Here is a 14,116-nt window from a genome sequence, read left to right as displayed (position 1 = left end):
ATGATTGAGCGCTCGGGCACCTGGGGCCAGCGGTGAGCGAGTCCCCGCCGACCACTCCGGCCTGTTACCGCCACCCCGGGCGGGAGACGTACGTCCGATGCACCCGGTGCGACCGGTCCATCTGCCCGGACTGCATGAACGAGGCGTCGGTCGGTTTCCAGTGCCCGGAGTGCGTGGCGGAGGGACGTCGTAGCGTGCGGCCGGCGCGTACCGCCTTCGGTGGCGGTGCCGCCGGTCGCCACGGCTACGTGACGAAGACGCTGATCGCCGTCAACCTGCTGGTGATGCTGCTCTCCATCGCCTCGGACCGGGGTGGGGACGCGGCGGCCGGCGGCACCGGCTTCGGTGGGCTGATGGGCGGCGGCACCCCGCTGACCGAGTGGGGCGCGGTGCTGGGTCGGGCGATGTTCCTCGACGGCACCGTCGGCGGGGTGGCCGAGGGCCAGTGGTACCGGCTGATCACGGCGATGTTCCTGCACTACGGCGTGGTGCACCTGCTGCTCAACATGTGGGCGCTCTGGGTGCTCGGCCGGTCGCTGGAGGCGGTGCTCGGGCCGCTGCGCTTCGCCGCCCTCTATCTCATCGCCGGCTTCGGTGGCAACGTCGCCGTGTACGTGTTCAGCGCACCGAACCAGATGTCGGCCGGCGCGTCGACCGCCATCTTCGGCCTCTTCGCGGCGATCTTCGTGATCATGCGACGGCTCGGCCGGGACACCTCGGCCATCCTGCCCATCCTGGTGATCAACCTGATCTTCACCTTCACCGTGCCGCAGATCTCGATCGCGGGTCACCTGGGCGGCCTGGTCTTCGGCGGGCTGATGGCGCTGGTGCTGGCCTACGCCCCCCGGTCCCGCCGGACGCTGGTGCAGTTCATCGGTGGCGCGCTCATCATGGTGGCGCTGCTCGGGCTGGCCCTGGTCCGCACCGTGGCCCTGCTGGGCTGACCGCCGGCTCAGCCGGCCGTGGCACGGGCGGCGTGCAGCGCGTCGGCGACCTCCGCGGGGTCGGCGCCGAGGTCGAGCCGGCTGAACAGGTGCAGGGAGTCTCCCGTGTCGATCTCCAGCGCCGGGCCGGCGAGGGCCCGCCCCGAGCGACGCTCCACCCGGATGGTCTCGACCGCCGACCAGGGCAGGTGCTGTCGCCCGGTCCACCCGGCCGGCACACTGAGCCCGTCCGGGCCGACGGCGAGTCGCACCGGCGCGACCAGGTCGCGTACGCCCCAGCCGACGAGCACCGCGGCGGCCAGTCCGCCGAGCACCGGCCGGAGCAGGTCACCCTGGGCGAGGAGCAGTCCCAGGGCCAGCAGTGGGGCAGCCGTGGCCAGCTTGAGGGCCGGCACGGTCCGTGGCACCCGCCACTGGCCGGCGATCGTCTCGGAAGGCACGGCACCAGCATGCCAGCGCGGCGGCGGGCCGGCGAGGGCGTGGAGGTTGACCGGTCGCTGGGCGTAGGATCGGGACCAGCATAAGTTACCGGGGAGTAGACATGAGTGACGCGGTTGTCGTCGGCGCGGTTCGCACCCCGGTCGGGCGGCGCAAGGGCAGCCTGGCCACCACGCACCCGGTGGACCTGTCGGCGCACGTGCTGCGCGCCCTGGTGGAGCGCACCGGGATCGATCCGGCCCAGGTGGACGACGTGGTCTGGGGTTGCGTCTCGCAGGTCGGTGAGCAGTCGTGGAACGTCGCCCGCAACGCGGTGCTGGCCGCCGGCTGGCCCGAGTCGGTGCCCGGCACCACGGTGGACCGGCAGTGCGGCTCCAGCCAGCAGGCGCTGCACTTCGCCGCGGCCACCGTGCTCTCCGGCCAGGCGGACCTGGTCGTCGCCGGCGGTGTGGAGTCGATGACCCGGGTGCCGATGGGCTCCAGCGTGGCCGGCGGGATGCCGTTCGGTGTGCAGGTGCTGGCCCGCTACCGGGGGGTCGAGGGCGTCGCGGCGGACTCCCCGCTGCCGTTCAACCAGGGCGTCGGCGCGGAGTTGATCGCCCGGCGCTGGCGCCTGTCCCGCACCCAGCTCGACGAGTTCGCACTGGCCAGTCACGAGAAGGTCGCCGCCGCGCAGGACGCCGGAGCGTTCGAGGCCGAGCTGGCCCCGGTGCCGCTGGCCGACGGCGGCACGTTCGCCGCGGACGAGGGCGTCCGGCGGGACACCTCGCTGGAGAAGCTGGGCGAGCTGCCCACCCTGTTCCGCCCCGACGGCGTGGTCACCGCCGGTTCGGCCTCACAGATCTCCGACGGCGCCGCCGCCCTCGCGGTGACCACGAGCGAGTGGGCCAGCCGGCACGGGCTGCGCCCGCTGGCCCGCGTGCACACCGCCGTGGTCGCCGCCGACGACCCGGTCGCCATGCTCACCGCGCCGATCCCGGCCACCGCCAAGGCGTTGCGCCGCGCGGGGCTGGGCATCGAGGAGATCGGGGTGTACGAGGTGAACGAGGCGTTCGCCCCGGTGCCGCTGGCCTGGCTGGCGGAGACCGAGGCGGACCCGGAGCGGCTCAACCCGCGTGGCGGCGCGATCGCCCTCGGGCACCCGCTCGGCGGGTCTGGCGCCCGGATCATGACCAGCATGCTCGGCCACATGCGCGACAACGGCATCCGCTACGGGCTGCAGACCATGTGCGAGGGCGGCGGGATGGCCAACGCGACAATCATCGAGCTGCTCTGACCGCGGCCACGCGCCGTAACGTGGAATTTGCAAAAAGCATGTCCGTGAGCCACGTCACCCAACGAGCGCCATCGTTGGGCAGAGCATGGACGTCTTCTCCCGAACGTTCCTTCCGGCCGCCTCCGAGGCCGGTCTGGCGGTACAAACCGCCACCCGTCACATGCCGGTGTTTCGTCGCTGTGTGGGTTCCGGCGACGCCACCGTCCTCGTCACCCGGTGCAGCCGACCTGAGCGCCCGGTGACCGGGGACTACCTCCTCCTGCTCACCCACCGACGGATCGTGGTCACCCGGCAGACCCGGGTGCTGCACCGGCTGCGGCTGCACCTCAACACCGAGCTGCGTGAGCTGAGCCATGTCACCTGGAGCCCCGACGCTCGACTGCACTGCGTCGAACTGGCCGCCACCGCCATCGACGGCATCCGTGAGCGTTTCCTCATCCGCACCCGGCACCCGAAGCAGGTGTGGCAGCTGGATGCGCTGCTCAACCACGCCTTCCGCACCCGCGTGCACAGCGCGCAGCCCCGGGTCGTGGCGACCGTCGCCGAGCCGCCGCCCGCCGACCGGGCTGCCACCTTTCGGCCCGTCGTGGCCCGCTGACCGGGTGTTCTTACCGAACCCGAACACTGCCTGACGTCGCCGAGCCACACCGATCGGCAATCATGTCACGGTGACCGTCGAGCATCCTCGGCGCGGGCTGGTCCTGGTGGTTGAGGACGAGCCCAGCATCGCCGACCTGGTCCGGCTCTACCTGAGCCGGGACGGCTTCGGCGTACACGTCGAACACGACGGCACCGCCGGCCTCGCCGCGGCCCGCCGGCTGCGCCCGGTGGCCTGCGTGCTCGACATCGCACTGCCGGGCCTGGCCGGCACCGAGATCTGCCGGCGCCTGCGCGAGGCCGCCGACTGGACCCCGGTCATCTTTCTCACCGCCCGTGACGACGAGGTGGACCGGATCGTCGGCCTGGAGTTGGGCGCGGACGACTACGTCACCAAGCCGTTCAGCCCGCGCGAACTCGTCGCCCGGGTGCGGGCCGTGCTGCGGCGTACCGCGGGACCGCCCGGTACGGCGGGACAACCCGTCGCGCTCGGCCGGATCACCCTCGACCCCGGCCGTCGGGCGGTCACCGCGGACGGGCGGCCGGTGCAACTGACCTCCACCGAGTTCGACCTGCTGGCCCACCTGATCAGCCGACCCGGGCGGGTCTTCACCCGGGAGGAACTGCTGGCCGGGGTGTGGGGGTACGCGGCGCACGCCGGCACCCGCACCGTCGACGTGCACGTGGCGCAGGTCCGGGCGAAGCTCGGCCCGGCGAGCGTGATCCGCACTCACCGGGGCGTCGGGTACGCCGCCGATGGCTGACCGTCCCGGCCGTACGCTGACCGCCCGCGCGGTGCTGGTGACCTGCGCGGTCGCGCTGGTATCGGTGCTGGTCACCGCGATGGTCGCGGTGCCGGTGGCGGTCCGTTCCGTGGAACGGGGCGACCGGCAGGCGCTGGCCGCGCAGGCCCAACTCGCCGCCGAGCTGTTGCGGGCCCGGCCCGGCCGGGTCCGTGACCTGGCCGGCGAACGGTTGATCCGCCAACTCGGCAACCGGGGCACCACCATCTACCTGATCTCCGGCGGCACCGTCGACCGTCCCGGGTTGCCTCCGCAGGTGGTCAACCGGGTCGTCAACGGGCGGGACATCTCGGGCCGGCGGCTGGTCGCGGGGCAACGGGCGTTCGTCGAGGGGCGGGCGCTGCCCGGTGGTGACGGCGTGGTGCTGACCCGTCCCGCCGGGGCCGGGGTGTGGCGTCAGGTGCTGCGCGGGCTCTGGCTGCCGCTGTTGGCGGGGCTCGCGGCCGGGGCGGTCGCCGGTTCACTGCTCGCCCGGCGGCTGGCCCGGCCGATCCGCCGGGCGGCCACCGCCGCCGCCCGGCTGCGCGCCGGGGACCGGACCGTCCGGGTGCCGGTGGAATCGCCGGCCGAGGTGGCCGACCTGGCGTACGCGTTGAACGGGCTGGCCACCGCGCTGGCCACCAGCGAGGGCCGGCAGCGGGAGTTCCTGCTCTCCGTCTCGCACGAGCTGCGTACCCCGCTGACCGCGATCCGGGGCTACGCCGAGGCGCTGGCCGACGGAGTGGTCGAACCGGCCGCGGCGGCCGACACCGGTCGGACCATGCTCGCCCAGGCGGAGCACCTGGACCGGCTGGTCAACGACCTGCTGGCGCTGGCCCGGCTGGAGGCGGTCGACTTCCCGCTCGAACCGGTGCCGGTCGACCTGGCCCGGCTGACCGCCGACGCTGGCCGGATCTGGGCCGATCGGTGTGCCTCGGTCGGGGTGACGTTCCGGGCGGAACTGCCGGAGTGGCCGGTGCCGGCGTACACCGATCCGGGACGGATCCGGCAGGTGCTCGACGGGCTGTTGGAGAACGCGCTGCGGGTCGTCCCGCCCGGGGCGCCGGTGGTCCTCGCGGTCCGGCCGGCCGCTGCCGACCCGGCGGCCGGCGGCGTGGTCGAGGTCCGCGACGGCGGGCCCGGGCTGACCGACGACGACCTGGCGGTGGCCTTCGAGCGCGGCGCGCTGCACCAGCGTTACCGGGGGTGCGCAAGGTCGGCAGCGGGCTCGGTCTGGCGCTCGCCGCCGGCCTGGTCCGCCGGCTGGGCGGGGAGATCACCGCCGGGCACGCCCCGGAGGGCGGGGCGGCGTTCACCGTGCGGTTGCCCGGGATCCTTACCTGACTCGAACGTCGGCCTGACGGTTGGCTCATCCGGCCGGGGCACGCTGGTGGCACCACGAACGAGAGGACGAGACATGGCACGCAGGGGATCCGTCACCGCCACCACGGCGCTGCTGGTGGCGGTCGCGTTGGGCGCCGCCGGCTGCGGGGTGGCCCGGCCCGGTCGGGACGCCACGCAGGAGACCGCCGTCGAGGTGGTCGCGGCGATGGGTGCCGAGGGCCAGGCCCTCGCCGCGCTCGGCTTCGATCCCGTCGAGCTGGAACCCGAGGCCACGGAGCCCGCGCCGGGCGAGCCGCCGGCCGCCGAGGGCAAGACCCGGCGGGAGCGCGTCGAAGAGTTGCGCAAGCGCCGCGGGGCCCGGGTGCTGCTGCGCAGGAACACGCTGCACGGCGAGGCGGTGGTGCAGACCAAGGACGGCGGTACGAAGACCGTGGCCGTGCAGCGCGGCGAGGTGACTGCCGTCGACGGCGACAAGATGACCGTCAAGTCGACCGATGGTTTCACCCTGACCTGGACCTTCTCCGACGACCTGCGCGTGATCGAGCGGCGGAGGTCGGTCGCGTCCACGGGCATCAAGGTCGGCACCAAGCTGGGCGTCGCCGGCGCGAAGGAGGGTGACGCCTCCACCGCCCGCCTGATCCTCGTCCCCGTCGACCAAGGCTGACGCCCACGGCGCCAGCCCAGATCTTGGTACGGAACCGCCCCCGGGGAGGGGCCGTTCCGTACCAAGATCCGGGTGGGTCAGTACACCCGGGACCCGATGAAGTCGTCCCTCCCGTACCCGACAGGCTCGGCGAACGACCGCGACTCGAACGACCACTGCTGCCGGGAGCTGCTGGAGCAGGTGGCCAGCCGCAGCCGCGGGGTGCTCAGCAACGGGTTGTCGAAGGCCAGGCAGAGGTTGGTGTCACCGGCGGCCCGGAGCCGGCTGCCGGAGAGCACGAACTTCTGGTTGGTGCCACCGTGGCAGTCGTAGATGTTGACCGCCCGGCCCGATTGCAGCGATCCGCCGGAGACGTCCAGGCAGCGATCGTGGGACAGCTCGGAGTGCAGCGACTGTCGGGTCGGGTCGTACCAGAAGCCCTGGTTACGCCCGCCGTGGCAGCGGTACGACTGCTGGACGGTGCCGTTGCGTGAGTTGTACCCCTTGCCGTCCACACAGGTGCCGGTGGCGGCGTTGCGCAGCTGCCTGAACTCCAACAACCCGGGGTGGAGCACGCCGTTGCCGGTGCTGGCCGGGTCGACGCAGCTGCCCTGTTCCTGCCCGGAGGCGTAGAACTGGGTGATGCACTGGGCGAACATGCCGTGCCCCCGGTAGTTCGGGTGGAACGACTGTCGGGCCGCGTTCTCGTCCCAGATGCCCAGCTCGATGTAGAGCCCGCGGACCGAGGTGCTGTCGGTGCACACCTCGTGGCCGTGGAACAGCCGGCTGGCGTCGAGATAGCGGGTGCCGGTGTCGGCCGCCGCCGCCCGCAGCGCCGACTCGAACAGCGGCACCGCCTTGTTCCGGGCGAACGCGGCGTCGGCGAGGTAGAGCAGACAGCCGCCCGAGTACCAGCCGGGGAAGTTCGGGTTGTCCTCCACGTCCGGGCCGGCCGGGCTGGAGTACGACATGAACACCAGCTCGTAGTCGGAGTTCAGGTAGCCGGCGTCCGCCATGGTCCGGCGGATGTCGGTCAGCGCCTCCTCGACGGCTCGGCGGCTGCCGTCGGTGCGTACCGTCCACTGGTCGGTGTAGGTGGGCCAGCAGGGCCCCTGGAAGAAGACGCGGCGGATGGCGCAGTCGGTGGCGACCGGACCGAACTGGATGGTGCCGTCCCCGTTGGCACCGGCGACCACCCAGATCAGCTTGACGTGCGTGTTGCGTGCCTTGATCGCGAGGTGGTCGCCCTGGTTCAGCTCGTTGTGCTGGCTCGGGCCACCCGCAACCAGGTTCCACGGGGTGGCGCCCGAGCAGGCGATGTTGTAGCGCTCGTCGGCGGCGATGCCGGTGCGGAACACCGCCTGGTCGTACGAGCGGTCGCACCAGTTGCCCGGCTGGTGGGTGCCGGGCACGTAGTTGCCCACCCCCTCGCCGGAGATCTGGCTGTCGCCCATGGTGATCAGCGAGGTGCGTCGCTGTTCGATCGGGCGGATGCCGGGTGCGCCGTAGAGCGCGGTGGCCTCGGCGGCGCGGATGGTCTCCAGGTGGGCGGGCAGTGGCTGGGCGGTGGGTCGGTCGGCCGCGGCGGCTGGTGTGGCCGTGGCCAGCATCGGCAGGACGAGAGCGGTGGCGAGGACGGCGATCGGGGCGAGCCGCCGTCGATGCGCCCGTTCGCGCCTGGCAGTGGCACCAGACATCGACACACTCCTTTCGGCTCGATCGCGGGACGTCGATCGAGTTACCGGACGGTAACGCGTGCGATGCAGGTATGTGAATACATCTCGGAATACTTGCGCGCACCGCCGAACCGGGCCAATGGGGCAGGCAACGCGATCGGTCCGGCGCCCGGCCGTCCATCTCCACCGGAGGCCACCGCCATCCGGCTGACCTGCCGGGCTAGGCTATGGCCCGACATACCGCCCGCCCTCGTGGAGATTCCCGTGAAGCTGTCGATCCTCATGCCGGTCTACAACGAGGAAGAGCGCGTCGCGGCTGCCCTCAAGCAGGCGTTGGCGGTCGAGTATCCGTGCGAGATCGAACTCCTGGTCGTCGACGACGGAAGCCGCGACGGAACCGGGGAGATCCTCGGCCGGACCGACGACGCGCGGCTGAGGGTGATCACTCACCAGCGCAACGCGGGCAAGGGCGCGGCCATCCGGACCGCGGTCGCCAGCGCCGAGGGCGAATACATGGTCATCCTCGACGCCGATCTGGAGTACGACCCGCAGGACATCCCCAAGCTGCTCGCCCCGGTGCTCGACGGCCGGGCGACGGTGGTCTACGGCAACCGCACCTTCGGCAGCCACAGTGCCTACAGCTTCTGGTACGTCATCGGCAACAAGGGCGTCACCATGGCGGCGAACGTGCTGTTCAACTCCTACATCGGCGACCTGGAAACCTGTTTCAAGCTGATGCCGGTCGCGCTCTACCGCTCGCTGGACGTCCGCTCCCGCGGTTTCGGCATGGAGGCCGAGGTGACGGGCAAGCTGTTGCGCCGCCGGATCCGGCCGTACGAGGTGCCGATCAGCTACCGGGCCCGGGGCCGCGAGGAGGGCAAGAAGATCACTTGGCGGGACGGCGTCGAGGCGATCTGGATCCTCGGCCGCGAGCGCACCCGACGCCGCCCCGGTGGCGCTACCGCTTCCTGATCGTCGGGCCGGTCCAGCCCGCTGCCACCGGGCTGGCCGGTGCCAGCCTCACACCAGGGCGGCGGAAAGAAAGCCGGTCAGCGAGCGGCGCAGCCCCGCCGCGTCCAGCGCGTGCCAGCGGGTGTGGTCCTCGGCCGAGCCGTAGCGGCGCAGTTCCTCCCGCCCGACCCCGAGCGTGAGCAGCCGGTGCGCCCGGTCCGCCAGCGCTGCCGTGACCACCCGCGCCGAGGTGCCCGCCAGGTAGGGCTCGACCAGGATCACCTCGGTGCCGGCGAGCGCCCGCAGCCCGCCGGTGTCGAACGGGCGCGGCCGGTGGGTGTACGCCACGGTCACCGGCAGGTCCGCCGCCGCCGAGAGGGCCGCGTCCAGCACCGGCCCGACCGCGACCAGCAGCGCCGCGCCGGGGCCGGCGTCGCGCACCACCACGAGCGCGCCGTCGCCGGCGTGCGGGCGGGCGTTGCTCAGCGTGGACAGCCGCAGGTACGCCGAGGTGTCGGCGGCCACCGTGGCACGCAGCACGCCCGGCACCTCGGCCGGGTGCCCCGGCACGTGCACGGTCCAGCCGGACAGGGTGTCGAGCAGCGCGACGTCGGCCGGGCTGAGGTGGGTACGCCCGGCCGCCGCGCGGTCGTACGAGGCGCCCACGCCGACCAGCACCGCGCTCGCCGCCTGGTGGTCGAGGTCGAGCTTGATCTGCTCGTACGCCCGCTCGACGAGGAACGGCGCGTAGCTGTGCACGATCGGGCGCAGCCCGGTCAGCGCCAGCCCGCCGGCCACGCCCAGCATCAACTGCTCCCGGATACCGACGTTGAGCACCCGGTCGGGATGCCGTCGGGCGGCCGGGGCGAACGCCTCGGCGGAGATGTCGGCGAGCACCAGGGCGGTACGCGGATCCTCGGCGAGCAGCAGCGTGGTGGTGTCGACGAAACGGTCCCGCATGATCACTCACTCTCGATGACGGCGACGACGAGGTGCGGCCGGTGTCCGTGGTGTCCTGTCAGCGCGGCGTGCAGGGCGGCGTGGTCCCGCCCGTCGACCGTGGCGGCGGTCCACCCGTTGACCGTGAACCGGGTGGCCAACCCGCCCGGCCAGCCGTGCGTGGCGGAGGAGTTGTCGACCACGACGGCGGTCAGGTTGGCCAGACCGACGGCACCGGCGTACGCGATCGCCTCGTGGTTGGCGCCCTCGTCCAGTTCGGCGTCGCCGAGCAGGACGTACACCCGAGGGTCGAGCAGGCCCTGGGCGCGCAGCCCGAGCGCGGTGCCGACGGCCAGACCGAGACCGTGCCCGAGCGAGCCGGAGCCGATCTCCACCCCGGGCACCAGCGTCCGGTCCGGGTGGTCGCCGAGCCGGCTCTCCGGCCCGCCCTGGTCGTCCAGCCAGTCGGGTGGGACGAAGCCCTTCGCGGCGAGCACCGCGTAGTAACCGGCGACCGCGTGCCCCTTGGAGAGCAGGAACCGGTCGCGGTCGGGGTCGTCGACGGTAGCCGGGGTGACCCGCAGGACCCGGTCGTAGAGCACCCAGAGCACGTCGAGGGTCGAGTGGACGTTCGCGCCGAACTCCCGGCCGGCGCGGGCGCGTTCCAGCAGTGGGGCGACCGGGTGCCGGCCGTCGAGCGGCGCGGCGGCCTCGGCGATCCGGGCTGTGGTGGTGGCGAGTGTGGTCATGCGGATAGCCTGCAAGTTCAAGCGAGGTTCAACTCAAGGCGAATGTGATGCAGGAATCGTTGACCATCGGTCAACTCGCCGCCCGCAGCGGGGTGGCGCAGTCCGCCCTGCGCTACTACGAGCGGCTGGGCCTGATCCGGGCCGACCGCACCGGCGGCAACCAGCGCCGCTACCACCGCGGCGAGCTGCGCCGGGTGGCGTTCATCCGGATCGCCCAGCAGGTCGGCATCCCGCTCGCCGAGATCCGGTCCGCGCTGGACTCGCTGCCCGCCTCCCGGACACCCACCGCCGACGACTGGGCGCGGCTCTCCACCGCCTGGCGGGCCCGCCTCGACGAGAAGATCAGGCTGATGCGCCGGCTCCGCGACGACCTGGACGGCTGCATCGGCTGCGGCTGCCTGTCGCTGCGCCGCTGCACCCTCTACAACCCGGGCGACACCCTGGCCGGTGAGGGACCCGGCGCCCGCCTCACCCTGCCGCAGTAAGGCTTCCCTGGCCCTGCCCGGTCCTTGCGCGGTCCTGGCCCTGCTCGGTCCTGCCCTTGCCCGGTCCGGTCCTGCCCGGTTCTGCTCAGCCGACGGTGAGCAGCACCTTGCCGACGTGTTCGTTCGACTCGACCAGCCGGTGCGCGTCGGCCGCCTCGGTGATCGGCAGCCGCCGGTCGACGACCGGGCGTACCCGGCCCGCCTCGACCAGCGGCCAGACCTGATCGCGTACCCCCCGGACGATGGCGGCCTTCTGGTCCAGCGGGCGGGAGCGCAGCGCGGTGGCGGCGACCGTGCCACGCTTGGCCAGCAGCGCGCCGAGATCCAGCTCGCCCCGGCGCCCGCCCTGCATGCCGATCACCACCAGTCGCCCGTCGGTGGCCAGCGCGGCGACGTTCCGGCCGAGGTACGACGCGCCCATGATGTCGAGGACGACGTCCGCACCCCGGCCGTCGGTGACCCGCCGGACCTCCTCGACGAAATCCTGGTCCCGGTAGTCGACCAGATGGCCGGCACCCAGCTCGCGCAGCCGGTCGTGCTTCGTGGCCCGGGCGGTCGCCACCACCTTCGCGCCCAGCGCGGCCCCGAGCTGGATCGCGAAGGTGCCGATGCCGCTGCCACCTCCGTGCACCAGCAACGTCTCGCCCGCCGTCAAGCGGGCCACCCGCACCACGTTCGACCAAACCGTGCACGCGACCTCGGGCAACGCGGCGGCGTCGACCAGGTCGACCCCGGCCGGCACCGGCAGCAGTTGCCCGACGGGCACGGCCACCCGCTCGGCATACCCGCCGCCGGCCAGCAGCGCGCAGACCTCGTCACCCACCCGGGCGTCGGTCACGTCGGGAGCGATCGCGCTCACCACCCCCGAGCATTCCAGCCCGGGGTACGCGGGCGCACCTGGCGGCGGAGGGTAGTGCCCCTGCCGTTGCAGCAGGTCGGCCCGGTTCACCGCGGTGGCCCGCACGTCGATGACCACCTCACCCGGGCCGGGCTGCGGTTCGGGCACCTCGGTCCAGGTGAGCGCGTCGGGTCCGCCGGGCTCCGGAATGGTGATCGCACGCATGGCCCAGTCATACCCGATCCACCGCCCCGTCCACGTCCCGGGCCACGCCACCACTGAACGTGAGTGAGCCGAATGCGGCCGGTGGCTCGTCGCTCGCCGCTGCGCGGGCCGTGGCAGACTATGCACGGCCGCGCTCGCGCGGTCCAGGAGGGTTCGCCTAGTGGCCGATGGCGCTGGTCTTGAAAACCGGTAAGGCAGCGATGTCTTCGTGGGTTCGAATCCCACACCCTCCGCTCACCTGGACAGCAAAAACGCCCCCTGACCAGCGCTAACGCCGGTCAGGGGGCGCGTTCATAGATGGTGAATCAGTCTCACTTTGTCTCGCCCGGTGCCGCCGTGTCTCACTGGTCGTGTCGGTTACGTGTCGGCGTCGCCCGGCGCGTTCTCGGCCTGGTCGTCGGTGCCCAACGCTCCCTCGATTCGCTTCCGGGCGGCTTCATCCTGGCCGTCGATGCACGAGGCGTAGACCTTCAACAGCACATGCACGCTGTGCCCGGCCCATTGAGCAACCTGGGTAGCCGGCACTCCGGCGTTGAGCCAGAGCGACACGGCGGCGTGCCGCAGGTCGTACGGCCGGTGCGCCAGAGGTGAGCGCTGCTGAGCCGGTGTCAGCGCTGCCTCGCGCGCCTGTCGCCAGGCGCGCAGATAGGTGCTCTTGGACACCGGTGCGGGTCGCGCACCGGCGGCGTTGAACATTCGCCCGTTGGCGTCGCGGCAGTGCTCCCGGACGTGATGCCGCAGGATGCGAACCAACTCCGGACAGGCCGGGACATCGCGGGTCGCCTTCTTCGCCCGGTGCTTCAACTCCCGGTCTTCCAACGATTTGCCGCTGTCGCTCCAATCCTCGCCAACCTGCTGAGTTGAGCCGCTGAGGTGAAGCCAACCCCACCCCTTCTCGGGTAGCTCGCATTCGTCGGCGCGTAGGTGGATTACCTCGGAGGGACGGAGCGCGGCGAAGTACATGCAGGCGAAGAAGCCTTCCAAGTGTGGATCGCGCTTGCGTACCGCCGAGAGTAGGGAACGTGCCTGTTCAGGATTCACGACCACCTTCCGGTCAACCTGATCGGTGTTTTTCGGCGCTCGCCACTGGATGAAGTCCATTGGGTGAGCTTCGAGATAGCGAAGTTCAACCGCGTACTTTAAGGCGCTGTAGAAGACGGCCCGCTTTCTTGCGACGGTGTTCGCTGCGGCCGGGCCACCGTCGATCCGAACCGTGAGAGCGTCGAGTGCCTTCCTGATGGTGGCTGGATTTGCCACGTCGGTGAGTGGCAGAGTGTTCGCGGTCAGCCACCGGATGGCCGGCGCAAGGTGCTCCGGCGGTATGCCGTTGTCCCGGTCGCGCTGCAACTTGTTGAAGGTCCAGGTGTAGAGGGCGTGACGGATCTCGGCGTCATCCGGTGCGCCGCGTGACGTGGCGAGCAGGGCGAGCGTGACCGTGGTGAGCGCATCGGCGATGCTCTTGCGCTGCGTCGCTGCCGCACGCGGCCACTTCATATCCACGAACGCAACGGCGACGTCGTACCAATTCCGGCTGTTCAGTTCCCGTGCCATCGGTTCCGGTAGCCCGGTCTTTTCATCGAATGCCGTTCCCTCGCGCTGTGCCACGACCAGCTTTGATCGGAAGCTCTCGGCGAGTGCCCGAGTGGCGTACGTGTTTCGGAACGGCTTGCCGGCAACCTTCCATCGGACCGTGTACGACTTCCGCTTGCCCGATAGGTCGTTGGCCAGGATCGCGTGAATGCGTACGTCGTAGCTGCTCAAGCGGCCTCCTCATGGTCGTTAAGCCAGTTGTCCAGGTCGCGGCGGCGGACGTAGAGGCTTCCGTTCGGGTACTTGATGGTTCGGGGTGCGCGGCCGGTGGCCTTCCAGCGGAAGAAGGTCGACCGGGGTACGCGAAGTTCGTCCAGCACTTCGGCGAGGGTGAGCAGGTTGCCGGTGGGAGTGCGGCGGGCGGTCATCGGCGGGTGTCCTCCCTCGGGGTGGCGTCGAGGTAGATGCGCTGGAACATCGGGGATCGGCGGTCGGGGTAGGGCCGGGAGACGTGGCGGATGTGCAGCACTTGGGCGATGGCGTCGAGTGCTGCGGCTGTTTCAGCGGGTGTGCCGTGCAGCCTGATTCGCATCGTGGGGCCTTCCGGTCGATGCTGGTCACTTATGGAGGGCTCGGGAGGTATTGCCGCAGAACGGCATAGAACGGTCCGCTGAGAGCCACGAAGAGGCAAGATCTCGG

Annotated in this window: 15 protein-coding genes, 1 tRNA gene and 1 pseudogene; 9 read left to right on the top strand and 8 right to left on the bottom strand. The window is 71.7% G+C overall.

Annotation, left to right across the window (positions count from 1 at the left end):
* Nucleotides 1–32 precede the first annotated feature (32 nt).
* A complete protein-coding gene (locus KIF24_RS29025) occupies nucleotides 33–944 on the top strand; it encodes a rhomboid family intramembrane serine protease (RefSeq protein ID WP_221086732.1) in 912 nt (303 codons plus the stop codon).
* An 8-nt stretch (nucleotides 945–952) separates the two neighbouring features.
* Here KIF24_RS29025 and KIF24_RS29020 read toward each other — a convergent pair whose 3' ends face one another.
* On the bottom strand, nucleotides 953–1,384 hold the full coding sequence (locus KIF24_RS29020; RefSeq protein WP_331461320.1) for a PH domain-containing protein: 432 nt from the start codon (nucleotides 1,382–1,384) through the stop codon (nucleotides 953–955).
* 101 nt (nucleotides 1,385–1,485) lie between these two features.
* Here KIF24_RS29020 and KIF24_RS29015 point away from each other — a divergent pair, with 101 nt between their 5' ends.
* From KIF24_RS29015 to KIF24_RS28995, 5 genes and pseudogenes are all read left to right on the top strand, one after another.
* Nucleotides 1,486–2,658, top strand: coding sequence for a thiolase family protein (locus KIF24_RS29015; RefSeq protein WP_221086731.1), 1,173 nt, complete (start codon nucleotides 1,486–1,488; stop codon nucleotides 2,656–2,658).
* 85 nt (nucleotides 2,659–2,743) lie between these two features.
* Nucleotides 2,744–3,256 carry a hypothetical protein gene (locus KIF24_RS29010; RefSeq protein WP_221086730.1) on the top strand — a complete coding sequence of 171 codons (513 nt, stop codon included), beginning with the start codon at nucleotides 2,744–2,746 and terminating at the stop codon, nucleotides 3,254–3,256.
* A 70-nt stretch (nucleotides 3,257–3,326) separates the two neighbouring features.
* Nucleotides 3,327–4,019: a response regulator transcription factor gene (locus tag KIF24_RS29005; RefSeq protein WP_221086729.1), complete on the top strand. Its 693-nt coding sequence runs from the start codon at nucleotides 3,327–3,329 to the stop codon at nucleotides 4,017–4,019.
* A 1-nt stretch (nucleotide 4,020) separates the two neighbouring features.
* A pseudogene (locus KIF24_RS29000) lies at nucleotides 4,021–5,398 on the top strand (sensor histidine kinase); the annotation flags it as partial.
* Nucleotides 5,399–5,454: 56 nt separating this feature from the next.
* Complete coding sequence (locus tag KIF24_RS28995; RefSeq protein ID WP_221086728.1) at nucleotides 5,455–6,045, top strand: hypothetical protein; 591 nt, start codon at nucleotides 5,455–5,457, stop codon at nucleotides 6,043–6,045.
* A 77-nt stretch (nucleotides 6,046–6,122) separates the two neighbouring features.
* Here the strand turns inward: KIF24_RS28995 and KIF24_RS28990 are convergent, their stop codons facing one another.
* The gene (locus KIF24_RS28990) at nucleotides 6,123–7,721 is read right to left on the bottom strand and encodes a ricin-type beta-trefoil lectin domain protein (protein ID WP_221086727.1); all 1,599 of its coding nucleotides are present in this window, start codon (nucleotides 7,719–7,721) and stop codon (nucleotides 6,123–6,125) included.
* A 243-nt stretch (nucleotides 7,722–7,964) separates the two neighbouring features.
* Here KIF24_RS28990 and KIF24_RS28985 point away from each other — a divergent pair, with 243 nt between their 5' ends.
* Nucleotides 7,965–8,672 (top strand): glycosyltransferase family 2 protein, encoded by a 708-nt coding sequence (locus KIF24_RS28985; protein ID WP_221086726.1) that lies wholly within the window; start codon nucleotides 7,965–7,967, stop codon nucleotides 8,670–8,672.
* Nucleotides 8,673–8,720: 48 nt separating this feature from the next.
* On the opposite strand, the gene KIF24_RS28980 is transcribed toward KIF24_RS28985, so the two are convergent.
* Together KIF24_RS28980 and KIF24_RS28975 are read right to left on the bottom strand one after the other, a co-directional pair.
* Nucleotides 8,721–9,611, bottom strand: coding sequence for a transketolase family protein (locus tag KIF24_RS28980; protein WP_221086725.1), 891 nt, complete (start codon nucleotides 9,609–9,611; stop codon nucleotides 8,721–8,723).
* Between the two features lie 2 nt (nucleotides 9,612–9,613).
* The gene (locus KIF24_RS28975; RefSeq protein ID WP_221086724.1) at nucleotides 9,614–10,339 is read right to left on the bottom strand and encodes a transketolase; all 726 of its coding nucleotides are present in this window, start codon (nucleotides 10,337–10,339) and stop codon (nucleotides 9,614–9,616) included.
* 47 nt (nucleotides 10,340–10,386) lie between these two features.
* Between KIF24_RS28975 and soxR the strand changes: the two genes are divergently transcribed.
* Entirely contained in the window at nucleotides 10,387–10,824 is a 438-nt protein-coding gene (gene soxR, locus KIF24_RS28970) for a redox-sensitive transcriptional activator SoxR (protein ID WP_221086723.1), read from the top strand.
* Nucleotides 10,825–10,909: 85 nt separating this feature from the next.
* Here the strand turns inward: soxR and KIF24_RS28965 are convergent, their stop codons facing one another.
* Nucleotides 10,910–11,887, bottom strand: coding sequence for an NAD(P)H-quinone oxidoreductase (locus KIF24_RS28965; RefSeq protein ID WP_221086722.1), 978 nt, complete (start codon nucleotides 11,885–11,887; stop codon nucleotides 10,910–10,912).
* Between the two features lie 146 nt (nucleotides 11,888–12,033).
* On the opposite strand from KIF24_RS28965, the gene KIF24_RS28960 reads away from it, so the two are divergent.
* A tRNA-Ser gene (locus tag KIF24_RS28960) sits at nucleotides 12,034–12,120 on the top strand.
* Nucleotides 12,121–12,244: 124 nt separating this feature from the next.
* Here KIF24_RS28960 and KIF24_RS28955 read toward each other — a convergent pair.
* The 3 genes from KIF24_RS28955 to KIF24_RS28945 are packed head-to-tail and all read right to left on the bottom strand — an operon-like array spanning nucleotide 12,245 to nucleotide 14,009.
* Nucleotides 12,245–13,648 carry a tyrosine-type recombinase/integrase gene (locus KIF24_RS28955; RefSeq protein WP_221086721.1) on the bottom strand — a complete coding sequence of 468 codons (1,404 nt, stop codon included), beginning with the start codon at nucleotides 13,646–13,648 and terminating at the stop codon, nucleotides 12,245–12,247.
* On the bottom strand, nucleotides 13,645–13,845 hold the full coding sequence (locus KIF24_RS28950) for a helix-turn-helix transcriptional regulator (protein WP_203174352.1): 201 nt from the start codon (nucleotides 13,843–13,845) through the stop codon (nucleotides 13,645–13,647). Before KIF24_RS28950 ends, KIF24_RS28955 begins: the two co-directional genes overlap by 4 nt.
* Entirely contained in the window at nucleotides 13,842–14,009 is a 168-nt protein-coding gene (locus tag KIF24_RS28945) for a hypothetical protein (protein ID WP_221086720.1), read from the bottom strand. Before KIF24_RS28945 ends, KIF24_RS28950 begins: the two co-directional genes overlap by 4 nt.
* Between the last annotated feature and the right edge of the window lie 107 nt (nucleotides 14,010–14,116).

The organism is Micromonospora tarapacensis, from assembly GCF_019697375.1.
Lineage (GTDB): Bacteria > Actinomycetota > Actinomycetes > Mycobacteriales > Micromonosporaceae > Micromonospora > Micromonospora tarapacensis.
Note: the sequence above shows the minus strand (reverse complement) of the source record. Positions and strands in the feature narration are given on the sequence as shown.